The 19,974-nt window shown below is 66.8% G+C and carries 23 protein-coding genes; 8 read left to right on the forward strand and 15 right to left on the reverse strand.

Features of this window, described 5'->3' with window-relative positions:
- Nucleotides 1-157: 157 nt before the first annotated feature.
- Genes ACR9ZJ_RS12020 through ACR9ZJ_RS12030 form a run of 3 tightly spaced genes read right to left on the reverse strand, consistent with a single transcriptional unit; the run spans nucleotide 158 to nucleotide 2,534 of the window.
- Nucleotides 158-448: a DUF6587 family protein gene (locus tag ACR9ZJ_RS12020; protein ID WP_481280153.1), complete on the reverse strand. Its 291-nt coding sequence runs from the start codon at nucleotides 446-448 to the stop codon at nucleotides 158-160.
- Nucleotides 445-2,292, reverse strand: coding sequence for a ferrous iron transport protein B (gene feoB / locus ACR9ZJ_RS12025; RefSeq protein ID WP_481287871.1), 1,848 nt, complete (start codon nucleotides 2,290-2,292; stop codon nucleotides 445-447). Before feoB ends, ACR9ZJ_RS12020 begins: the two co-directional genes overlap by 4 nt.
- Entirely contained in the window at nucleotides 2,289-2,534 is a 246-nt protein-coding gene (locus ACR9ZJ_RS12030; RefSeq protein WP_306846533.1) for a FeoA family protein, read from the reverse strand. The genes feoB and ACR9ZJ_RS12030 overlap by 4 nt, the downstream gene beginning before the upstream one ends.
- A 182-nt stretch (nucleotides 2,535-2,716) precedes the next feature.
- On the opposite strand from ACR9ZJ_RS12030, the gene ACR9ZJ_RS12035 reads away from it, so the two are divergent.
- Together ACR9ZJ_RS12035 and dacB are read left to right on the forward strand one after the other, a co-directional pair.
- Nucleotides 2,717-3,502 (forward strand): enoyl-CoA hydratase-related protein, encoded by a 786-nt coding sequence (locus tag ACR9ZJ_RS12035; protein ID WP_481287872.1) that lies wholly within the window; start codon nucleotides 2,717-2,719, stop codon nucleotides 3,500-3,502.
- Complete coding sequence (gene dacB, locus ACR9ZJ_RS12040) at nucleotides 3,502-4,941, forward strand: D-alanyl-D-alanine carboxypeptidase/D-alanyl-D-alanine endopeptidase (RefSeq protein WP_481287873.1); 1,440 nt, start codon at nucleotides 3,502-3,504, stop codon at nucleotides 4,939-4,941. The genes ACR9ZJ_RS12035 and dacB overlap by 1 nt, the downstream gene beginning before the upstream one ends.
- A gap of 74 nt (nucleotides 4,942-5,015) precedes the next feature.
- Here the strand turns inward: dacB and ACR9ZJ_RS12045 are convergent, their stop codons facing one another.
- Entirely contained in the window at nucleotides 5,016-5,498 is a 483-nt protein-coding gene (locus tag ACR9ZJ_RS12045) for a glutathione peroxidase (RefSeq protein ID WP_481280148.1), read from the reverse strand.
- A 105-nt stretch (nucleotides 5,499-5,603) separates the two neighbouring features.
- On the opposite strand from ACR9ZJ_RS12045, the gene ACR9ZJ_RS12050 reads away from it, so the two are divergent.
- From ACR9ZJ_RS12050 to ACR9ZJ_RS12060, 3 genes are all read left to right on the forward strand, one after another.
- Nucleotides 5,604-6,608: a methionine ABC transporter ATP-binding protein gene (locus ACR9ZJ_RS12050; RefSeq protein WP_481280147.1), complete on the forward strand. Its 1,005-nt coding sequence runs from the start codon at nucleotides 5,604-5,606 to the stop codon at nucleotides 6,606-6,608.
- Complete coding sequence (locus ACR9ZJ_RS12055) at nucleotides 6,605-7,279, forward strand: methionine ABC transporter permease (protein ID WP_481287874.1); 675 nt, start codon at nucleotides 6,605-6,607, stop codon at nucleotides 7,277-7,279. The genes ACR9ZJ_RS12050 and ACR9ZJ_RS12055 overlap by 4 nt, the downstream gene beginning before the upstream one ends.
- A gap of 79 nt (nucleotides 7,280-7,358) precedes the next feature.
- Entirely contained in the window at nucleotides 7,359-8,174 is an 816-nt protein-coding gene (locus ACR9ZJ_RS12060; protein WP_481287875.1) for a MetQ/NlpA family ABC transporter substrate-binding protein, read from the forward strand.
- Here the strand turns inward: ACR9ZJ_RS12060 and pncB are convergent.
- Entirely contained in the window at nucleotides 8,144-9,349 is a 1,206-nt protein-coding gene (gene pncB / locus ACR9ZJ_RS12065) for a nicotinate phosphoribosyltransferase (protein ID WP_481287876.1), read from the reverse strand. The genes ACR9ZJ_RS12060 and pncB overlap by 31 nt on opposite strands.
- Nucleotides 9,346-9,729, reverse strand: coding sequence for a thioredoxin domain-containing protein (locus ACR9ZJ_RS12070; RefSeq protein ID WP_481280143.1), 384 nt, complete (start codon nucleotides 9,727-9,729; stop codon nucleotides 9,346-9,348). Before ACR9ZJ_RS12070 ends, pncB begins: the two co-directional genes overlap by 4 nt.
- 106 nt (nucleotides 9,730-9,835) lie before the next feature.
- Here ACR9ZJ_RS12070 and ACR9ZJ_RS12075 point away from each other — a divergent pair, with 106 nt between their 5' ends.
- On the forward strand, nucleotides 9,836-10,642 hold the full coding sequence (locus ACR9ZJ_RS12075) for a cytochrome c (protein WP_481287877.1): 807 nt from the start codon (nucleotides 9,836-9,838) through the stop codon (nucleotides 10,640-10,642).
- A 110-nt stretch (nucleotides 10,643-10,752) separates the two neighbouring features.
- On the opposite strand, the gene ACR9ZJ_RS12080 is transcribed toward ACR9ZJ_RS12075, so the two are convergent.
- The 4 genes from ACR9ZJ_RS12080 to ACR9ZJ_RS12095 all read right to left on the reverse strand — a co-directional run bounded on the left by ACR9ZJ_RS12080 (nucleotide 10,753) and on the right by ACR9ZJ_RS12095 (nucleotide 14,856).
- Nucleotides 10,753-12,021 carry a dicarboxylate/amino acid:cation symporter gene (locus tag ACR9ZJ_RS12080; RefSeq protein ID WP_481280141.1) on the reverse strand — a complete coding sequence of 423 codons (1,269 nt, stop codon included), beginning with the start codon at nucleotides 12,019-12,021 and terminating at the stop codon, nucleotides 10,753-10,755.
- 137 nt (nucleotides 12,022-12,158) lie between these two features.
- Nucleotides 12,159-13,217, reverse strand: coding sequence for an aminopeptidase (locus tag ACR9ZJ_RS12085; protein WP_481287878.1), 1,059 nt, complete (start codon nucleotides 13,215-13,217; stop codon nucleotides 12,159-12,161).
- A 20-nt stretch (nucleotides 13,218-13,237) separates the two neighbouring features.
- Nucleotides 13,238-13,780: a cytochrome b gene (locus ACR9ZJ_RS12090; RefSeq protein ID WP_481287879.1), complete on the reverse strand. Its 543-nt coding sequence runs from the start codon at nucleotides 13,778-13,780 to the stop codon at nucleotides 13,238-13,240.
- Entirely contained in the window at nucleotides 13,777-14,856 is a 1,080-nt protein-coding gene (locus ACR9ZJ_RS12095; RefSeq protein ID WP_481287880.1) for a catalase family peroxidase, read from the reverse strand. The genes ACR9ZJ_RS12090 and ACR9ZJ_RS12095 overlap by 4 nt, the downstream gene beginning before the upstream one ends.
- A 137-nt stretch (nucleotides 14,857-14,993) precedes the next feature.
- On the opposite strand from ACR9ZJ_RS12095, the gene ACR9ZJ_RS12100 reads away from it, so the two are divergent.
- Nucleotides 14,994-15,506, forward strand: coding sequence for a sigma-70 family RNA polymerase sigma factor (locus ACR9ZJ_RS12100; RefSeq protein ID WP_426284827.1), 513 nt, complete (start codon nucleotides 14,994-14,996; stop codon nucleotides 15,504-15,506).
- A complete protein-coding gene (locus ACR9ZJ_RS12105; RefSeq protein WP_481280137.1) occupies nucleotides 15,503-16,252 on the forward strand; it encodes an anti-sigma factor family protein in 750 nt (249 codons plus the stop codon). Before ACR9ZJ_RS12100 ends, ACR9ZJ_RS12105 begins: the two co-directional genes overlap by 4 nt.
- On the opposite strand, the gene lolD is transcribed toward ACR9ZJ_RS12105, so the two are convergent.
- From lolD to ACR9ZJ_RS12130, 5 genes are all read right to left on the reverse strand, one after another.
- A complete protein-coding gene (gene lolD, locus ACR9ZJ_RS12110) occupies nucleotides 16,249-16,941 on the reverse strand; it encodes a lipoprotein-releasing ABC transporter ATP-binding protein LolD (RefSeq protein ID WP_426284829.1) in 693 nt (230 codons plus the stop codon). The genes ACR9ZJ_RS12105 and lolD overlap by 4 nt on opposite strands.
- Nucleotides 16,934-18,175 (reverse strand): lipoprotein-releasing ABC transporter permease subunit, encoded by a 1,242-nt coding sequence (locus ACR9ZJ_RS12115; protein WP_481280136.1) that lies wholly within the window; start codon nucleotides 18,173-18,175, stop codon nucleotides 16,934-16,936. Before ACR9ZJ_RS12115 ends, lolD begins: the two co-directional genes overlap by 8 nt.
- A gap of 124 nt (nucleotides 18,176-18,299) precedes the next feature.
- A complete protein-coding gene (locus ACR9ZJ_RS12120; RefSeq protein ID WP_481287881.1) occupies nucleotides 18,300-18,716 on the reverse strand; it encodes a hypothetical protein in 417 nt (138 codons plus the stop codon).
- A complete protein-coding gene (locus tag ACR9ZJ_RS12125) occupies nucleotides 18,688-18,936 on the reverse strand; it encodes an FAD assembly factor SdhE (protein ID WP_481280134.1) in 249 nt (82 codons plus the stop codon). The genes ACR9ZJ_RS12120 and ACR9ZJ_RS12125 overlap by 29 nt, the downstream gene beginning before the upstream one ends.
- 250 nt (nucleotides 18,937-19,186) lie before the next feature.
- Complete coding sequence (locus ACR9ZJ_RS12130) at nucleotides 19,187-19,972, reverse strand: succinate dehydrogenase iron-sulfur subunit (RefSeq protein ID WP_481287882.1); 786 nt, start codon at nucleotides 19,970-19,972, stop codon at nucleotides 19,187-19,189.
- Between the last annotated feature and the right edge of the window lie 2 nt (nucleotides 19,973-19,974).

A 19,974-nucleotide genomic window follows, 5' to 3' on the forward strand; every position in this document is an offset into this window, starting at 1 on the left:
ACCGGGGGGGGGCCCCCCTCTCCCGGGGCCCCCGCTGGCTCTTTACCCATAACTCCGCCCTTTCCGCGCACCCAAAAAAAATCGGGCGGTTTTTGGGGGTCCGGTTCCAGGGGGCGATACGCGCGGCCTGTACTCCGCCCCGCTTCCAGCCGCAACCTCAGTTCCGCGGCTTGAAATGCAGCGGCTGGGCCTCGGGCTTCGGCGCCACGGGCCCGCAGCTTCCGCACGAACCGCAGCCGTCACCGCAACTGCCGGTGGCTGCCGCGGGTTGCAGGCGCCGACCGAGGGAACGCACGACACCCGCGCGTCCTGGCCGGTTCAGGCTGGCCGACACCCGCGCCATGATGCGCGTCGAGGTCTTCGGCAAGAGCTTGCGGAACGCCACGTACGCGCTCGTCGCGACGACGAGCACGATGATCGCAGCCTGGACCAGTTCGAACGTGCTCATGTGAGCGCCCTCGCGATCTGATAGGTGGCCAGCGACGCGAGGTAGGCGAGCCCGAACAGGTAACCGGCCGCCACGGCGACGTTGCGCCAGGAATTGGTTTCGCGGCGGATCACCGCCAGCGTGGACATGCACTGCGGCGCGAAGACATACCACGCCAGCAGCGAAAGCGCGGTGGCCAGCGACCACTGGTGGGCGATGACCGGGCCGAGTTGCGAGGCCACGGCGTCGTCGCTGCCCGACATCGCGTAGACGGTGCCGAGCGCTGCGACGGCCACTTCGCGCGCGGCCAGGCCGGGCACCAGGGCGACGCAGATCTGCCAGTTGAACCCGATCGGCGAGAACACGTATTCGAGCATGCGGCCGAGGCGCCCGGCGATGCTGTAATCGATCGCGGGCTGCGTGGCGCCCGGCGGCGGCCCCGGGAAGCTCGACAGGAACCACAACAGCACGGTGAGCGCCAGGATGATGCCGCCCACGCGCTTGAGGAAGATCATGGCGCGCTCCCACAGGCCGAGGCCGATGTCGCGCACGTTGGGCAGGCGGTACGACGGAAGCTCCATGATCAGCGCGTGTTCGCTCTTGTCCTTGCGCATGCGCTTGATCACGAAGGCCACCGCCAGCGCGCTGAAGATACCCGCGAAATACAGCGTGAAGAGCACGATGCCCTGGAGGTTGAAGACGCCCCACACGGCGTGGTTCGGGATGAACGCCGCTATCAGCAGCGTGTAGACCGGCAGGCGCGCGGAGCAGGTCATCAGCGGCGCGACGAGGATCGTCGTCAGGCGGTCGCGCGGGTCCTGGATGCTGCGCGTGGCCATGATGCCGGGAATGGCGCAGGCGAAGCTCGACAGCAGCGGGATGAACGCCCTGCCCGTCAGGCCGACGCGGAACATCATCTTGTCGAGCAGGAAGGCCGCGCGCGGCAGGTACCCGGATTCCTCCAGCACGAGGATGAACAGGAACAGGATCAGGATCTGCGGCAGGAACACGAGCACCGCGCCCAGGCCGGCGAACACGCCGTCGTTGAGCAGGCTGTGCAACGCGCTGTCCGCCGGGAGGAATCCGGTGACCCAGTTGCCCAGCGCGGCGATGCCCGCCTCGATCCCGTCCATCACCGGCTGCGCCCACGAGAACACGGCCTGGAAGATGAAGAACATCAGCGTGGCGAGGATCGCCAGGCCGAATACCGGATGCAGCGCCCAGCGGTCGATGGCATCGTCGAGGGCCACCGTGTCGCGCGGCAACGTCACCGTATCGGCAAGGATGGAGCGCACTTCAGCGTGCAGTTGCTCGACGCCGGCCTCGTCGATCGGAGCCGGCGTCACCTCGGGCACGCTGGCGTCGATACGCTCCATCAACGCCTTCGCGCCACCGCGCTTCACCGCGATCGTTTCGACCACCGGAACGCCAAGACGACGCGACAAACCCTCGACGTCGATCGCGATACCGCGCCGGCGGGCCGCGTCCATCATGTTGAGCGCGAGCACCACCGGACGGCCCAGGCGGCGCACTTCCAGCACGAAGCGCAGGTGCAGGCGCAGGTTGGTGGCGTCGGCGACGCAGACGATGAGGTCGGGAGCGGCCTCGCCCGGATAGCGTCCGTGGCAGACGTCACGGGTGATGGCCTCGTCGGGGCTCGTGGCATCGAAGCTGTATGCACCGGGCAGGTCGAGGATGTGCAGCGTCCGTCCGGAGGGCGCGACGAAACGTCCCTCCTTGCGCTCGACCGTGACGCCCGCGTAGTTGGCGACCTTCTGCCGACCGCCCGTGAGCTGGTTGAACAGCGCCGTCTTGCCGCAGTTCGGATTGCCCACGAGCGCGATGCGCATCGCGATGGCGCTCATGCCGCACCGCCCACGAACACTTCCACCCGCGCGGCTTCCGTCTTGCGCAAGGCGAAACGCGTCGAGCCGATCTGGATCAACAGCGGGTCGCCGCCGAGCGGCCCGCGCGCCACCAGGCGAACCGGTTCGCCGGCGACGAAGCCGAGATCGCGCAGGCGCTGGGCGATCGGATCGGACGGATGGGCATCGGTGACGGACTGGACCACGGCTTGGGCACCTTTCGGCGCGTCTGAGAGGCGCACTGGGCTTACTCAAATAAGAACTGTTCGCATTATATGCCTTTGCCGGCAGGGCTGCATCCAACGCAAGAACTTGTGGATCGGCGACCTGCCGTGGGGGCATCGGATACTGGACCGGGAAAGGGCCACCCGCCTTTCAACCCACCGCGCCGTTATGATCGGCGGCTCGAAACAGGAGTTCCGCCATGTCAGCCGTCGAACTGGTCCGCCAGGGCAGCATCGCCCACCTGGTCATGAATCGCCCGGAAGTGCACAACGCCTTCGACGACGGCCTGATCGCGGAACTCACCGCGGTCATCGAGGCCGTGGACGCCGACGACACGGTGCGCGCGGTGGTATTGACCGGTGCCGGCGCCAGTTTCTCGGCGGGCGCCGATCTGCGCTGGATGCGTGGCATGGCCCAGGCCTCCGAAGTCGATAACCGCGAGGATTCGCTACGCCTCGCCACGCTGATGCGCCGCCTCCAGTTCCTGTCGAAGCCGACGATCGCCCGGGTGAACGGCGCGGCGTTCGGCGGCGGCGTGGGATTGATCGCCTGCTGCGATATCGCCATCGGGGCGCATGGCGCGAAGTTCGCCCTTTCCGAGGTGAAACTCGGCCTCGTGCCGGCGGTGATCTCGCCCTACGTCATCGCCGCCATCGGCTTGCGCCGGGCCCGCCGGCTCTTCGTCACCGGCGAGGTATTCGATACGGCGGCCGCCCTGTCGATGGGCCTGCTCCACGAGGTAGTCCATGGCGAGGAACTGGATGCCGCGGTCGAACGTGTCCTGGGCTTCCTGGCCAAGGGCGGGCCGATGGCGCAGCGGGAGGCGAAGCGTCTTGCATTGGGCATGGCGGGGATGGAACCCGCGGCCATGGAGACGACGGACGCGGCCAACGCTGCGTTGATCGCCCGTCTTCGCGTTTCGGCCGAGGGGCAGGACGGACTCTCGGCCTTCCTCGACAAGGGCCAACCGTCTTGGCTGGGGTGATGGCCTCGGGTCGGGGCGATAGGCGACACCGCAGCCTCGCCTGCCTCACTGCCCTCCTGCTATCGCTGAGCACCCTCACACAAGCCGAAACCCTCGCCCAGCGCATCGACCAACACCTGGCCGAGCCCCGCTTCGCCGCCGCGTCATGGGGCATCTCGGTGGTCTCGCTGGATGACGGCCGCACGGTCTACGCCCATGACGACGGCCGCCTGCTCCTGCCCGCATCCACCGCCAAGCTCTATACCGCCGCCTTCGCCCTCGACCGCCTCGGCGCGGACTACCGCACGCATACCGACCTCATCGCCGCCGGCGAACTACGGCGCGGCCGGCTGCGCGGACCGCTCGTCCTGCGCGGCCGTGGCGATCCGACACTGGCCGGCAACGCCTGGGCCGATACGCTCGCCACGATCCTTCGCGAACAAGGCATCCACCGCATCGACGGCGGCATCGTCGGCGACGACACGGCATTTCGTGGTCCGCCCATCGGCAGTGGCTGGGAAGCAGGCGATTTGCAGGCGTATTACGGCGCGCAGGCCGGTGGCCTCGATATCGACGAAAACACGATGACCGCGAGCGTGTCGCCGAATGGGATCGACGTGACGCCCGAGGACGCGGCCACGACGATCGCCGTCCAACCGGCGAAGGGCCTCGAACTCTACCGCGCACCGGGTACCGCCACGCTGCATGTGCTCGGTGGCGTGGCCGAAGGCGGAACGCCGAGCCGCTCGCGCTTGTCGATCCCGGACCCCGCACTCACCGCCGCCCGGCGCCTGCAAGCCGCGCTGGAGCGGCAGGGCCTGCGCGTGGATGGCGAAGCGCGCAGCGTGCAATGGCCGGTGTCGCCGCCCGACGGACCGACCGTCGCCTCGTTCCCTTCGCCCACGCTCGCGGACATCCTCCGCATCGGCCTGAAGCGCTCGCAGAACCTCTACCTGCAAAGCGTCTTCCTTCTCTCCGGCCTGGAGTCATCGGGCGCCAACGATACGCGCGCCGAGGACAGCGCCACCGTCGCGATCGCGGCATGGCTGGCGGCACGCGGCATCGGTCCCTCGTCGACGGCACTGGACGAAGGCACCGGCCTTTCGCGCCACGACCTGACGACGGCGGCATCGCTGACCCGGCTGCTGACGCTGATGGATACCTCGCCGATCGCCCAGACCTGGCGTGGGCTGCTTCCGGTGGCGGGTGTCGACGGCACGCTCGCCGGCCGCATGCGCGGCACGGCCGCCGAAGGCAACGTGGTGGCGAAGACGGGCAGCATGAGTTTCGTGAACGCGTTGGCCGGCTACGTCACCACGCGGAGCGGCCAACGCCTCGCTTTCGCGATCCTGCTGAACAATTACCGGCCGCCGACGAAGAGCGCGGAGCCGGTGCCTTCGGCCTCGGCGGACGTCGATGCGATCGCCGTCATGCTGGCCGAGGTGGCGGAGCGGCTGTAGGGCGTCGCCGCTGAAGCGGCTCCCACAAGAACAGCCGGTTCAGCGCATCGCCGCACCAGCGGCGAGAGATACCCTCAGCCGAGCACCTTCGGCAGGTCCTTGCCGATCTTCTCCGGCGTGTCGGTCGGGGCATAGCGTTCCACCACCTGTCCTTCCCGGTCGACCAGGAACTTGGTGAAGTTCCACTTGATGCCCTCGGTGCCCAGCACGCCTTTCTTCTCCGCCTTCAGCCAGCGATACAGCGGATGCGCGCCGTCGCCGTTGACCTCGATCTTCGAGAACATGGGAAAGCTCACGTCGTAGGTCAGCGAGCAGAAGTCGCGGATTTCCGCTTCGTTGCCCGGTTCCTGGTGGCCGAACTGGTCGCACGGAAACCCGAGCACCTCGAAGCCGCGCTCGTGCCAGGCCTTCTGCAACTCTTCCAGGCCCTTGTACTGCGGCGTGAAGCCACACTTGGAAGCCACATTGACCACCAGCAACGCCTTGCCGCGAAACTCGGCGAGCGAGCGCTCGTTGCCGTCGATATCGACGGCGGAGAAATCGTAGATGCTGGCCATGCGCGCTCCCTTCGTTGGTGGATACGCGCAGTCTACGCCCCGCGCGGCGCCCTTGCCCCGGGTTCGGATACCATGGACGTCTTTCCGGCCGGAGAGCCAAAGCCCGTGATCCGTTTCGCCGCCGCGTCCAAGTCCTACCGTGTGGACGGAGCGCTCGTGCCCGCCCTGCAACCCGTGGACCTCACCATCGAGGCGGGCGAGGTGTTCGGCATCATCGGCCACTCCGGTGCCGGCAAGTCCACCCTGCTCCGGCTGGTCAACCTGCTGGAGCGTCCCACCGCGGGAAAGGTGTTCATCGACGGCCGCGACGTCACCGCCGCCCAGGGTGCCGAGTTGCGCAAGCTGCGCTCGGGCATCGGCATGATCTTCCAGCACTTTAACCTGCTTTCCTCGCGAACGGTGGCCGACAACGTCGCTTTCCCGCTGCGTCTCCAGGGCGGCGTGGACGATGCGGCGATCGTCGCGCGCGTGGATGAACTGCTGGACCTGGTCGGGCTGACCGCGCACGCACGCAAGTACCCGGCGCAGCTGTCCGGCGGGCAGAAGCAACGCGTCGGCATCGCGCGGGCGCTGGCGTGCCGCCCGTCGATCCTGCTTTGCGACGAGGCCACCAGCGCCCTGGACCCGCAGACCACGGCATCGGTGCTGGAACTGCTGGCCGACATCAACCGCCGGCTCGGACTGACGATCGTGCTTATCACCCACGAGATGGACGTGATCCGTCGTGTCTGCGACCGGGTCGCCGTGCTCGACGGCGGCAACGTCGTCGAACTCGGACCGGTGGCCGACGTGTTCCTGCATCCGCAGCATCCCACGACGCGCCGCTTCGTGGCCGAGGCGGATCACCGCGAGGGACGCGGCGCGGAGTTTCCCGGCGTGCCGGGCAGGCTGTTCCGGCTCTCCTTCCGTGGCGAGGCCACGTACTCGCCGCTGCTCTCGCGCGTGGTCCGCGATACCGGCGTGGAATACAACCTCCTTTCCGGCCGTGTCGACCGGATCAAGGACGTGCCCTACGGCCAGCTGACGCTCGCCATGCATGGCGAGCGCCTGGACGATGCGCTCGTGCAGATTCGCGACGCGGGCGTCGACATCGAGGAGGTGGCGCGATGAGCCCCATGCAGGCCCTGTTTCCCAACATCGACTGGCCCGAGATCGGCCAGGCATGCATCGATACCCTGCTGATGCTCGGCGGATCGCTGCTGTTCACCATCGTGCTCGGCTTGCCGCTGGGCGTATGGCTGTTCCTCACCGCCAAGGGCCAGCTGCACGCCAGGCCGAAGCTCTATGCCGTCCTTTCGCTCGTGGTGAACGTGCTGCGGTCGATTCCCTTCATCATCCTCATGATCCTGTTGATCCCTGTCACACAGGCCATCACGGGCGTGAGCATCGGCATTCGCGGCGCAATCGTCCCGCTGGTGATCGGCGCGGCCCCCTTCTTCGCGCGACTGGTGGAGACGGCGCTGCGCGAAGTGGATCGCGGTGTCATCGAAGCAAGCCAGGCCATGGGCGCGACGACGACGCAGGTCGTCACCCGGGTGCTACTGCCGGAGGCCCGCGCCGGCCTGGTCGCCAGCACCACCGTCACCGCCGTGGCCCTGGTCGGCTACACGGCGATGGGCGGCATCGTCGGGGCCGGAGGCCTCGGCGCCCTCGCCTACCAGTACGGTTACAACGGATACAAGCCCGACTACATGCTCGTCACCGTCGCGCTGCTCGTGGTGCTGGTACAGGTCCTGCAGTCGCTCGGCGATCGACTGGTAAGCCGTTACAGCCGGCGCTGACCATGCCGGGGCCGGCTTTGCATCCGGCGGTATGGACGTCTATGCTGTCGCACCGCAACATTCGCGATGGACGCCTCCCATGAAGAAGTACCTGCTCCCGCTCGCCGCCGCCCTCACGTTCATGGTCGCCGGCTGTTCGGGCGGCAGCGGTGCCGACAAGGAGGCAGGTCCCGGCGAGGCGACCCTCACCGTCGCCGCCACGCCGGTGCCGCATGCGGAGATCCTCAAGGAGATCAAGCCCCTGCTGGCCCGCGAGGGGGTGAACCTGGAGATCCGCGTGTTCACCGACTACGTGCAGCCGAACATGCAGGTCGCGCAGAAGCAGCTCGACGTGAACTTCTTCCAGACCGAGCCCTACCTCGACGCCTTCAACCGCGAGCGCGGCACGAACCTGGTGAAGGTCGTGGGCGTGCATATCGAGCCGTTCGGCGCGTACTCGCGCAAGTACACCTCGATCGACCAGCTCCCCGATGGCGCGGACGTCGTCATTCCCAACGATCCCAGCAACAACAGCCGGGCGCTGTTGCTGTTGGCGAAGCATGGCCTGATCACGCTGAAGAACCCGGGCGACCGGCTGGCGACGCTCAAGGACATCGCCACCAACCCGAAAAACCTCAAGTTCCGTGAGCTCGAGGCGGCGATGCTGCCGCGCGTGCTGGACGAGGTCGACCTGGCCCTCATCAACACCAACTACGCGCTCGCCGCCAAGCTCAACCCGGTGAAGGATGCCTTGCTGCTGGAAGACAAGGATTCACCGTACGTGAACTTCCTCGTCTCACGGCAGGACAACAAGGACGATCCGCGCGTGCAGAAGCTGGCCAAGGCGCTGACCTCGCCGGAGGTGAAGGCCTTCATCGAGAAGAACTACGGCGGTGCGGTGTTGCCGGCGTTCTGAGCCGGCATCTCGAAGACCCGGCGCAGATACGCGATGTAGTCCGGGTCTTCGGTTCCCATGCTCTTGCCCGGCGAATCGGAAAGCTTGGCCACCGGCTGGCCGTTGCAACGGGTCATCTTGATCACGATGTTGATCGGCTCCGGGCCCACGTCGTTGGTGAGGTTGGTACCCACGCCGAATGACAACAGGCAGCGCCCGGCGAAGTGCCGGTAGAGTTCCATCACGCGCGGGATGTCCAGGCTGTCGCTGAATACCAGCGTCTTCGTCCGCGGGTCGACGCGGTTCGCCTCGTAATGCGCCAGCACGCGGTCTCCCCACACGATCGGGTCGCCCGAATCGTGGCGCGCTCCGTCGAACAGCTTGCAGAAATACATGTCGAAGTCGCGCAGGAAGGCGTCGAGGCCGTAGACATCCGACAACGCGATGCCCAGGTCGCCACGATACTCGCGCGCCCATGCCTCCAGCGCCGCCGTCTGCGAATCGCGCAGGCGCGGCCCCAGCGACTGGAAAGCCTGAAGGTACTCGTGCGCCATGCTGCCGATCGGAACCAGCCCGAGCCGCATGGCCAGCCAGACGTTGCTCGTGCCCGCCAACTGCGCACCCAGTTCGTGTTTCATGACCCCTAGCATTTCCTCGTGCCAGGCCTGCGAAAAGCGCCGGCGCGTGCCGTAATCGGCGATGCGGGCACTCTCGTAACCGCGGGTATCGCGGAGCAGTTCGATCTTCGATCGCAGCCTTGCCCTGCCCTCGTCGAGTCCCAGGCCGGGGAAGGTAGCCCGGTAGTACAGTTCGTTGACGATGGCCAGCAGCGGCACCTCGAACATGATGGTGTGCAACCACGGCCCGGCGATCACGATCTCGATCTCGCCGTTGCCCTTCGCCGATGGCTCCACGGTGACGTATTTCGCGTTGAGCTGGAACAGGCCGAGGAAGTCCACGAAGTCGCTGTCGATGAAACGCAGGCTGCCCAGATAGGCCAGCTCTTCCTCGGTGAAGCGCAACGAACACAATCCATGCAGTTCGTCGCGGATACGTCCCACGAGCGGAGCCAGGTCGACGCCAGGCGTGCGGCAACGGAAGCGGTATTCCACCTGTGCGGCCGGGTACTGATGCAGCACCACCTGCATCATGGTGAACTTGTAGAGGTCGGTATCGAGCAGCGACCGGATGATCATGCGCTGGCACCCGTGGCGGCGATCTGCCGGTTCACCGCATCCACGAACGGCTGGGTGCCGGGCCACGAGGTGATGCGGCCGAGTTTCCTGCCACGATGGAAAAGGAAGAAAGCCGGGATGCCGTGCAGGCCGAAACGAGTGCCCATGCTCGGATCGTCGTAGACGTTGTCGTGCAACCAGCGTACCTCTGGCCAGACGAAACGGTCTGGCGTGAGCAGTATCTGTCGTTTCGCGATATCGCAATTGGGGCAATCACGCCCCCACAGGAACAGGATGGCGATGCGGTTGTCATCGGCCGCGAGATCCTCATCCAGCGCCACGTCGACGATGCGTCGCATGGGGAAGCGCTGGAAGAAGTCGGGAACGCTGGTATCGGCCATGGGGAAATCCGTGAACGGGTCGAATGCGCGAGATGGGGTCGCCGGAGCGATAATCCGAGGGTACCGCGACACCTCGCCCCCTCGCCAAACGCCTCAAGGATTCCGTGTGCGCCTCGTCATCGGCCTGATCCTCCTCGTTTACGCCCATCTCACCCTCGCCGCCACGCTTACCGTCGACACCGGAACCGGGGCGCGCCGGCTGAGCACGGAACAACTGCTCGCGCGGCCGGACGCCCGGGACATCCAGGTCGTCGGGGATGTCTCGTATCACGCCGCCATGCGTTATCGCGCGATACCGTTGAAAGCCCTGCTCGATGGGGTCCCGGCCGGCGGCCACCTGCAATTCGTGGCGCTGGACGGATTCACCGCCGAGATGCCCGCCTCGCTCGTCCTGGGCGCCGGCGGTGCCGAGGCATGGCTCGCCATCGAGCCGGCAGACAAGCCATGGCCGAAGCTCGGCGAGGGAAAGCCCAGCGCGGGACCCTTCTACCTCGTCTGGCTGCATCCCGAGGCAGGCCACGTGGGGCCCGAGCAGTGGCCTTACCAGGTGGCGTCGATCAAGGTGCTGGCCGATCCCGCGGCACGTTTCCCGGCGATGCAGCCGGCCGCCGGGCTACCCGCCCATGCGCCGGAGCGGCGTGGTTTCGCGGTCTTTCAACGCGACTGCATCAGTTGCCACACGCTCAATGGCCAGGGCGACGCGAAGCTGGGACCGGACCTCAACATCCCTCACAGCCCGACCGAATACCTTCGCGGGGACATGCTGCGCACGCTGGTGCGAAACCCGCAGAACCTGCGCCGCTGGCCGCAGGCGAAGATGCCCGGGTTCGACCCGAAGGTATTGTCGGATGCGGACCTGGACGACCTGGTGGCGTATCTGAAGCATATGGCGGGGCGGAAGGTCTCGCCCTGAGCCATCGCCGCTGAAGCGGCTCCCACACAAGCTAGCGGCTATTGGCTATTGGCTGGTGGCTTGTGTGGGAGGTTTCCTGTGGGAGCCGCTTCAGCGGCGATATCGGCCCCTCAGGCCCGCTCCCCCTCGACCACAAGGTCGCTCGACGCCCTGTTGTAGACCTCCATGTCGAGAATCCCCCGCTCCCGCGCGACCAGCACCGGGACCACCATCTGGCCGGTGACATTGGTCATCGTGCGCATCATGTCGAGGATGCGGTCGATCGCGACGAGGTAGCCGATGCCTTCCAAGGGCAAGCCGGCGGAACTGAGCACGAGCGCGACCATCACCATGGCCGTGCCGGGCACGCCGGCGGTGCCGAAAGAGCCGAGCACGGAGGCCAGCAGGATCACGATGTACTGCGCCGGCTGCAGGTCGAGGTGGAAATACTGGGCGATGAACACGGCGGAGATGGCCGGGTAGATCGCGCCACAGCCGTCCATCTTGATGCTCGCGCCCAGCGGTACCGCGAATGCCGCGTACTCCTCCTTCACACCCATGTTGCCCACCACGCTGCGCAGCGCGATCGGCATCGCCGCGAAGCTCGACGACGAGGTGAAGGCCACCTGCATGGCGGGGAACGCGGCGCGGAAAAACTTGAGCGGATTGAGGCCGTGCGTGAGCAACAGGCCGCCGTACACCACGACGATCTGCAAGGCGCAGGCGAGATAGAGCGCACCGACGAAGGTGGCCAGCGGCAACAGTTTCTCGAAGCCGTACGCGCCCACCAGCGCGGCGATGAGGCCGAACGTGCCCAGCGGCGTCACCTCGAGCACGAAGCGCGTGACCTGGATCATCCCATCGTTCGCCTCGGTGGCCAGCGCACGCAGGCGCGCCGATTTCTCGCCGATCTTCACCAGGGCCAGGCCGAGCAACCCCGCGAAGAAAATCACCTGCAGGATCTTGCCCTCGCTGAGGGCGCGGAAGGGATTGGCCGGTACGATGTCCAGCAAGACCTTGACCGGCTCCGGCACGGCCTTCGGTTTCCAGCCCGCCGGCGTGGTGAGTCCTTCCACGCCCAGGCCGGGCTGGGTGACGTGTGCGACGAGCAATCCCACCAGCACGGCGAGCGTCGCCGTCGCCGCGAACCAGGCGAAGGTACGCCCACCCAGCGCGGCGACATCCTTCACCCCGTGCAGGCTCGATACGCTATGCAAGACCGCGAAGAACACCAGCGGCACCGCGATCATCTTGATGAGGGTGACGTAGAGTTCCCCGAGGGGGCCGAACCATGTCGCGGCCGCCGGGCCCAACAGCCAGCCGGCGAATGCGCCGAGCACGAAACCGGCCGCCACGCGCTTCCAGAAGCGGATACGTAACCAGGAGGATATAAGCGGCATGGATGGCACCTGTTCACATGACGGCCCACCTTACACCGCCGACTGGCCGTCTGGACGTCCATCATCGGACACTGTGTTTCCCCTGGTGAACGCCGGCCTGCCCCAAGGAGCCCGTAAGAACTCCTGTGGAAGCCGCTTCAGCGGCGATCAGCACCCCTCAACCTTTCCAGTTCACCCGTCCGCTCCACCGGAGCCAACCTGGCCAGGCCATCCGCCCGCGCGAAGAACGCCCGCCAATCCCCGCCCACCTCCGCGAACAACGCGGCGAACGAAGCCACCCACGTGTCGTAGAGGCCGAACGGCAACAGGGTCGCGTTGTTCAGCGGCCGCCTCAGCCAGCGGTCGTAACGGTGGTCGCCACCCGCCTCGTCATCGCGCCAGGCGAGGTAGCGCCCGCGAAAGTCCTCGAACTCCTCCGCCTTGGCCACCCGCTTCGCTTCGTCCGTCCATGGCTGTGCATAGATCGCCGCGAGGCGATCGCGCAAGGCCAGCACCTGCGTGGTGAACGACCGCTCCAGTACGTCGCCCTTCTCGTCCGGTGCCGGCTGCTTCCTCGCATCCCGCCACTCGCGCAGGCCTTCACGCTCCACGAAGCTGGCGAACGACTCGTTGAAGGAGGAGTCGTTCTTCACGTAGATCTTCTGATGGGCCAGTTCGTGGAAGATGGTGCCGGCCAGTTCGTCGTCGTCCCAGCGCAGCATGCTGCTGAGGATGGGGTCGGCGAACCAGCCGAGGGTGGAATAGGCAGGCACCTCGCCGATGGCCACGTCGTTGCCCAGGGACCGCTCACGTGCCGCTTCGCGGTCGGCCAGGTCCTTGCGGAAGTAGCCCCGGTAGGCGACACAGCCGGCGACCGGGAAACAATGCGTCACGGCGGAAACCGACAGCTCGGGTGTCGCGAACACGTTCCATGCCACCCACGGACGATCCAGCTGCACGTAATAGGTGTAGCTGCGATTGTCCGGCAGGTCCAGCGCGGTGGAAGCGAAGCGGCGCGCCTCACGCGCCAGCGTGAGGCGGCGGCGCGTGGTATCCGGCGTCTTCGGATCGGCCACCACCTTGTCGATGGAACGGCGCTCGGCGAGCAGCGCGGCCTGCCCGTGCGTCACATGGGCGTAATACCCGAGCGAGCGGCATCCGGTGAGCAGGATCAGCGTGGCGGCAAGCACATGGCGCATCGGGCCATTGTGCCGCATGGCGGCGTTCGTCGAGACGGTCAGGCGGATCGCTTCCCCCCGGTCATCGACTGGAGCACTCCGTCACGACGGATCAACCCGTGCATCAACGCCGCGCCGATATGCGCGAGGAAGGTCAGGAAGAACAGCCAGGCGAGATAGCGATGCGCCTCGCGCAGCCAGGCGAAGAGCGCGGCGTCGGAGGGCAGGATCGGTGGCAGGCGCAGGCCCGCGCCCAGGCTCACCGGATAATTTCCCGCCGACAACATGCCCCAGCCGATCAGCGGCATCGCGATCATCAACCCGTACAGCAACCAGTGCGACGCGTGCGCCGCCAGTTTCTGCCATTCGGGCATATCCGCGGGAAGCGGCGGTGCCGGATGGGTCAGGCGGAAGCCGAGGCGGATCAACGCGAGCACGAAGATGGTGATGCCCAGCGGCTTGTGAATCGCCAACAGCCACGCGTGTCTGGCTTCGACCGAGGTCACCATGCCCGCGCCGACGAACAGCATGGAAAGAATGGCCAGCGCCATCAACCAGTGCAACACGCGGGCGAACGGATGGAAGGTGTCTGCGTGGCTCATGGGTGGTTCTCCTTCGGGCTGGCCGTTCCGGGCAGGTGGCCTTCCTCACTGGTGCGGCGCAGGTACGAATCCGCATACGCCGCGGATCGGGCCACGAGCAACGGATCGTTCGACACCTCGATGCCACGCGGCAGGATGGTGGGGTCGTAATTGACGTCGCGGCAGGGTCCATCGGACTGTGCCTCCATGTGGTCGATCACGATCGTGCCCGCGTCCACCGTTTGCCGGTCTTCCGGCCACGCCTTGGTCGCGTCGTCGACCGGATCGCCGTCGGCGGCGAACACCATGCGCAGGTGCCAGCGCAGCGGACCTTCACCGAGGCGCTTCGCGAGGTCCGCGGCCAGATAGTCCGGATCACCCGCGGCCGGACCGCCGTCGCCGCCCGGCGGTTGCTCGGGTACGACCTTCCAGCGCACGGCGTGGCGCTGCCCTGCCGCATCGCGCAGATAGAACGCGTTGATGCTTTCGTACGTTTCGGTCACGTAGCTCGCCGAAGGCTTGGCCGTTTTCACCCAGGCGAGGAAAGCCGCCGCCTCCGGATGCGCGGCGAAGAACGCCTTCGGCTTGGCCGGGTCCGGCTTGCCCGTGGCGGGATCGGGATGCGTCGCCACTTGCAGGTCGTAGAAGGCCTGGGCCGTGGCCACGGGGAACACCGGCATGGCGTTCATGCCGGTGCGCCACTGCTCCCCGTCCGCAAGGTCGAAACGCAAGGCGAAGCTGCGAATGGGAACGGAACTGTCCGCCGCATAGGGATTCCCGCCCGGAATCGCGAGACGGCCTACGACGGGGGTGTCGCCGGGGGCGAACAGGGGTGCCGTGGAATAGGCGGCCAGGGCGCCGCTCGACTCGAAACGGCCGGCCACGCAGATGCCCTTGGCATGGTTGCGGCGGTAACCGGGGTATTCGCCCCCATTGGCCTGCAACGCATCGATGATCCGCTTCGGGGTCAGGCGCCCCGGCTCCAGCCATCCCCCCACATAGCCGAAGGCGGCGGCGAAGCCGGCCACGACCAGTCCGATCAGTGCCCATCGCCAGGCGGCGTGTGTCGGGGGGCGCCGCGTCTCGGGTTCTTGCATTGTCATCTCTCCGGCCGGTGAGTTATTCGGGGTGGCATTGCAGGGTGGGACGTACGTCAGGCTCTTTTATTCCCGATAGGGGAATAATTCGTTCCAGCGGACGTCCCACGTCCAGTCACCCCCGGTATGGGACCCGCATGTCCGATCCAGGAATCGATGAAGCCCTGCGTACGATGCTGCCGCGCCTGCGGCGCTTCGCGTTGTGGCTCGCCCGCGATTCGAGCGCGGCGGACGACCTGGTCCAGTCCACGATCGAACGGGCGTTGACCCGATGGCACACCAGGCGTGACGACCAGAGCCTGCGCGCCTGGCTGTTCTCGATCTTGTACCGGCTGTTCCTCGATGGGAAGCGCCGCGCCGGCCGCTATGCCAGGCTGCTCGGTTCGCTGGCCCACGAGGAAGCCAGCTGGCCCTCCGCCGAACGCGTCGCCACGGCCCACTCCACCCTGGCCGCGTTTGCCGGGCTGCCGGCGGAACAACGCAGCCTCCTGATCTGGATCACCGTCGAGGGCATGAGTTACCAGGAGGTCGCCGACATCCTGCAAGTCCCCATCGGCACGGTGATGTCCCGTCTCTCCCGCGCCCGCCGCACCTTGCGCCGGCTGGGCGAAGGCGAGGTACGGCCCCCTTCCCTGCGGCTCTTGAAATGAACACCACACCCCCGAGCGAACACGACATCCACGCCTACGTGGACGGGCACCTGGACGGGCCGCGTCGCGGCGAGGTCGAGCGTTACCTCGCCCGGCACCCCGACGAAGCCGACGAGGTCCTGGGCTGGCGGCAGGACGCCCAGCAGCTGCGCACCCTGCTCGCTGGCGACCTTTCGGAGGCTCCGGCCGAGTTGGACCCTGCCGAGATCCGTGCCCGGGCGCGGCACCGCCATGCGGTCCGCTGGGCCACCGCCGCGAGCCTGCTGCTCTGCCTGATCGTGGGTGGCCTGGGTGGTTGGGCCGCGCGCGGCATGGGTACCGGAAACGCGCCCATGGCCGACGCCATGCAGGCTTATCGCCTCCTCGCGCTCGACCACGGCGTGGGCATGGACATCACCACCGGCAACGAAGGCGACCTGCGGGCCTGGCTTTCAGGCCGCGTAGGCTCGAACGTCCGCTTGCCGGACCTGGCCGACGCGGGTTTCCGCCCGATGGGCGGGCGGCTCTTCGCCACCGACCAGGGGCCGGCGGCGATGGTGCTCTACGACGATGGAAACGGTCACACGGTGAGCTTCTACGTGCGCCCGCCCGGCCCGGCCCGGCACCTGCTGCCGCGTGGCAGCCGCGAGGACAACGGCCTGCTGGCGAACTACTGGTCCGACAGGGGCCACAACTATGCCGTCGTCGCCACGGCCGACGATGCGGGCCGCTCGGCGGCCGAGCGGGTGGTGGGCAGGTCGATCTAGCGCTCGTGCAACTCGCCCGAGTGCAACTCCAGCGTGCGGTCCATGCGGCCCGCCAGGCGCGAATCGTGGGTGACCAGCACGAAGCTGGTCCCTATCTCGCGGTTGAGTTCGATCATCAACTCGTAGACGTGGGCCGCGTTGGCCTCGTCGAGGTTACCCGTGGGTTCGTCGCCGAGCACGCAGGCCGGGCGCGTGACCAGCGCACGCGCGACCGCGCAACGCTGGCGCTCGCCGCCCGACATCTCGGCCGGGCGATGACGCAGGCGCGCCCCCAGCCCCACGCGTTCGAGCAACGCGGTGGCCTCCTTCTGCGCCTGCCCGATCGACACGCCGCGGATCAACAGCGGCATGCACACGTTTTCCAGCGCCGTGAACTCGGGCAAGAGGTGATGGAACTGGTAGATGAAGCCCAGCGAACGATTGCGCTCACGGCCGCGCTCGGCATCCGACAGTTCGGAGAGGACGCGGCCGTTCACCTCGACCTTGCCCGCGCTCAACGTGTCCAGGCCGCCAATGATGTGCAGCAGGGTCGACTTTCCCGACCCCGACGCACCCACGATGGACATGGTCTCGCCCCGGCGCAGGGCGAAGTTCACGTTGGACAGGACGCCCGTGCGCAGGTCGCCCTCCTCGTAGACCTTGGCGACGCCGATGGCGCGCAGGACGATGTCGTCGTTCGGCTTATTCATAACGGAGTGCCTGGGCGGGCTGCGTGCGCGAGGCGCGCCACGCCGGATACAAGGTGGCCAGCAGCGAGAAGGCGAATGTCACCAGCACCACCCAGCCCACGTCGGACCAGAGCAACTGGCTCGGCAACTCGCTGATGTAATAGACGTCCGGCGAGAGGAAGGTCTGCCCGGTCACATGCTCGATCCATTTCACCAGGCCAGGCAGGTTGAACGACAGCAGGGAGCCGAGCAGCACGCCGAGCCCGATGCCCACGATGCCCACCAGCAAGCCCTGCACCATGAACATGCCCATGATGCTGCGCGGGGTCGAACCCAGCGTGCGCAGGATGGCGATGTCGGCCTGCTTGTCCGTCACCAGCATCATCAACATGGAAATGAGATTGATCACGGCGACGAGGATGATCAGCGAAAGGATGACGAACATCACCGTCTTCTCCATGTCGATCGCACGGAAGAAGTTGGCGTGGGTATCCATCCATGTCTCGACGCGGTACGCCTGGCCGAGCTTGTTGACCAGGTCCTGCGCCACCGGGAAGGCCGCGCGCATGTCGTCGAGCTTGAGCCGGATGCCCGTCGGGCCATCGAGCCCGTTGAGGCGCTGCGCGTCCTGGATGTCGATAAGCGCGAGGTTCGCGTCGTATTCCTGCATGCCCAGCTCGAAGATGCCGCTGACCGTGAAGCTGCGCAGCTTCGGCACCGCACCCATCGGAGTGGCCGTGAACTGGGGCACCACGACGGTGAGCTTGTCGCCGACACTCACGCCCAAGGCCAGGGCCAGTTCGCGGCCCACGATGATCTTCCAGCCGCGATCGGTGAGATCGCTCATCTTGCCTTCGACCATGTGCTTGTCGATGTCGGAGACCTTCGGCTCCATCGACGGCAGGATGCCGCGGATGATGGCGCCGCTGGGCCGCTTGGCCTGCAGGAAGGCCTGGATCTCCACGTACGGCGCGGCGCCGCGCACGTGCTTGGTGGCTTCGGCGGTCTTCACCGCCCTCTGCCAGTCCTGCACGGTTTCGTCGATGCCGGACACGGTCACGTGGGACACGGCGCCGAGGATGCGGTTGCGCAATTCGCTGTCGAAACCGTTCATCACCGACATCACGGTGATGAGGGCGGTCACGCTGATCGCGATGCAGACGATCGAGACCGTGGAAATGAAGGAAATGAACTGGTTGCGGCGCTTCGCGCGGGTGTAGCGCAAACCAATGAAGAGCTCGAGGGGTCTGAACATACCGGTCGACGACAGCCTTTGATGAGTGGGCCGCCACGAAAGGCATGCACCGCGCGGCAGAGTGCCCGATGCGGACGGTCGGGGCAAGCCAGGGGCTCTCGCCCAGACAGCGAGCCTTTGGGTTTCAGGGGGTTTGCCGGGTCGAAAGATGGACCCGCAGAAGGCGAAGATCGTCGGCCGGCGTGTTGTCGGGAAGCAAGGCCACCCGCCCTTCGCCATCGCGCCAACGAAGGCGCAGGAAAACCGATGTGCCGAATATCCGTGCGTCCTTCAGGTCCGCTGGCCGCTCGTATCCACCGTGCAAGCGCACCGACCAGGCATCGTCGGGGGTCCAGCGCAAGGAGACGATGGACGGTCGCCGGAACGCCACGAGCCGCCGGCATCCGTGCCATGCGATGCCGGCGGCGAACAACCAGGCGATCGTCTGGGGCAATCCGGTGAACAAGGGGGCCATCGTGGCCAGCGCCACGATGGCCGCGCCGAGACGGCTCAACGTGGCCGACGGCCGTATGTCAGAGCCGGTACCTGGAGCGGATGTCATCGATGATGGCCTGCCAGTCGTCGCGGGGAGCGCGGGCATGGCCCATCACCCAATCCCAGAGATCGGGATCCTGCACGTCCAGCAGTTCGTCGAAAGCCCGCCTCGTGGCTTCGTCCACGTCGGCGAAGCGCTCGTCGAGCCAGCCGCCGAACAGTCGATCGAGTTCACGCGTACCCCGGCGGGTGCGCCAGCGAAGGCGTTTGAGGCGGGCTTCTTCCATTACAGGTCACCGAAATCACTGTGGGAGCCGCTTCATGTGGGAGCCGCTTCAGCGGCGATCGGGAGCTCGCCTCGTTGCATCCCATCGCCGCTGAAGCGGCTCCCACACAAGGCGCGAACCCACCCTGGTGGGAGCCGACCCTCTCGGCGATCCCGCGGCAGCGGGCAAGATATCCGCAAGCACCCATCGCCGACAGGGTCGGCTCCCACCGAGTGGAGCTTCCATCGAGCGGAACTCCATCGGGCCGGGGTCAGGCCGAGCGGCGCTGCACGATCAGCTTCTTGATCTCCGCGATCGCCTTCGCCGGGTTGAGGCCCTTCGGGCAGGTGCGCGCGCAGTTCATGATCGTGTGGCAGCGGTAGAGCTTGAACGGATCTTCCAGGTCGTCCAGGCGGGCGCCGGTGTCCTCGTCACGGCTGTCGACGATCCAGCGGTATGCCTGAAGGAGGATCGCCGGGCCGAGGTAACGATCGCCGTTCCACCAGTAGCTCGGGCACGAGGTCGAGCAGCAGGCGCAGAGGATGCATTCGTAGAGGCCGTCGAGCTTCTTGCGGTCTTCCGGCGACTGCAGGCGCTCCTTGTCGGCCGGTGCCGGGCTCTGCGTGCGCATCCACGGCTTGATCGAGGCGAACTGCGCGTAGAAATGGGTGAGATCGGGAACGAGATCCTTCACCACCGGCATGTGTGGCAACGGATAGATGTTGACCGTGCCACCGCCGCAATCCTCGATGGCCTTGGTGCATGCCAGCGTGTTGGTGCCATCGATGTTCATCGCGCACGAACCGCAGATGCCTTCGCGGCACGAGCGGCGCAGCGAGAGCGTCGAGTCGATTTCGTTCTTGATCTTCAGCAGGGCGTCGAGAACCATCGGGCCGCACGCGTCGAGATCGACTTCGTACGTGTCGGTGCGCGGGTTCTGGCCGTCGTCCGGCGTCCAGCGATAGACCTTGAAGGTGCGCACGTTCTTCGCGCCCTTCACCGGGAAATGCTTGCCGGCCTGGATCTTGGAATTCTTGGGTAGCGTGAACTCTGCCACGA

The sequence above is a fragment of the Luteibacter sp. KNZ12-1A genome (genome assembly GCF_056755675.1).

Bases quoted from the DNA above. Each gene is read 5' to 3' on its own strand.
- ACR9ZJ_RS12020 (WP_481280153.1), bottom strand. From the start codon at position 448: ATGAGCACGTTCGAACTGGTCCAGGCTGCGATCATCGTGCTCGTCGTC.
- feoB (WP_481287871.1), bottom strand. From the start codon at position 2,292: ATGAGCGCCATCGCGATGCGCATCGCGCTCGTGGGCAATCCGAACTGC.
- ACR9ZJ_RS12035 (WP_481287872.1), top strand. From the start codon at position 2,717: ATGTCAGCCGTCGAACTGGTCCGCCAGGGCAGCATCGCCCACCTGGTC.
- dacB (WP_481287873.1), top strand. From the start codon at position 3,502: ATGGCCTCGGGTCGGGGCGATAGGCGACACCGCAGCCTCGCCTGCCTC.
- ACR9ZJ_RS12045 (WP_481280148.1), bottom strand. From the start codon at position 5,498: ATGGCCAGCATCTACGATTTCTCCGCCGTCGATATCGACGGCAACGAG.
- ACR9ZJ_RS12055 (WP_481287874.1), top strand. From the start codon at position 6,605: ATGAGCCCCATGCAGGCCCTGTTTCCCAACATCGACTGGCCCGAGATC.
- ACR9ZJ_RS12060 (WP_481287875.1), top strand. From the start codon at position 7,359: ATGAAGAAGTACCTGCTCCCGCTCGCCGCCGCCCTCACGTTCATGGTC.
- pncB (WP_481287876.1), bottom strand. From the start codon at position 9,349: ATGATCATCCGGTCGCTGCTCGATACCGACCTCTACAAGTTCACCATG.
- ACR9ZJ_RS12070 (WP_481280143.1), bottom strand. From the start codon at position 9,729: ATGGCCGATACCAGCGTTCCCGACTTCTTCCAGCGCTTCCCCATGCGA.
- ACR9ZJ_RS12080 (WP_481280141.1), bottom strand. From the start codon at position 12,021: ATGCCGCTTATATCCTCCTGGTTACGTATCCGCTTCTGGAAGCGCGTG.
- ACR9ZJ_RS12085 (WP_481287878.1), bottom strand. From the start codon at position 13,217: ATGCGGCACAATGGCCCGATGCGCCATGTGCTTGCCGCCACGCTGATC.
- ACR9ZJ_RS12090 (WP_481287879.1), bottom strand. From the start codon at position 13,780: ATGAGCCACGCAGACACCTTCCATCCGTTCGCCCGCGTGTTGCACTGG.
- ACR9ZJ_RS12095 (WP_481287880.1), bottom strand. From the start codon at position 14,856: ATGCAAGAACCCGAGACGCGGCGCCCCCCGACACACGCCGCCTGGCGA.
- ACR9ZJ_RS12100 (WP_426284827.1), top strand. From the start codon at position 14,994: ATGTCCGATCCAGGAATCGATGAAGCCCTGCGTACGATGCTGCCGCGC.
- ACR9ZJ_RS12105 (WP_481280137.1), top strand. From the start codon at position 15,503: ATGAACACCACACCCCCGAGCGAACACGACATCCACGCCTACGTGGAC.
- lolD (WP_426284829.1), bottom strand. From the start codon at position 16,941: ATGAATAAGCCGAACGACGACATCGTCCTGCGCGCCATCGGCGTCGCC.
- ACR9ZJ_RS12115 (WP_481280136.1), bottom strand. From the start codon at position 18,175: ATGTTCAGACCCCTCGAGCTCTTCATTGGTTTGCGCTACACCCGCGCG.
- ACR9ZJ_RS12120 (WP_481287881.1), bottom strand. From the start codon at position 18,716: ATGACATCCGCTCCAGGTACCGGCTCTGACATACGGCCGTCGGCCACG.
- ACR9ZJ_RS12125 (WP_481280134.1), bottom strand. From the start codon at position 18,936: ATGGAAGAAGCCCGCCTCAAACGCCTTCGCTGGCGCACCCGCCGGGGT.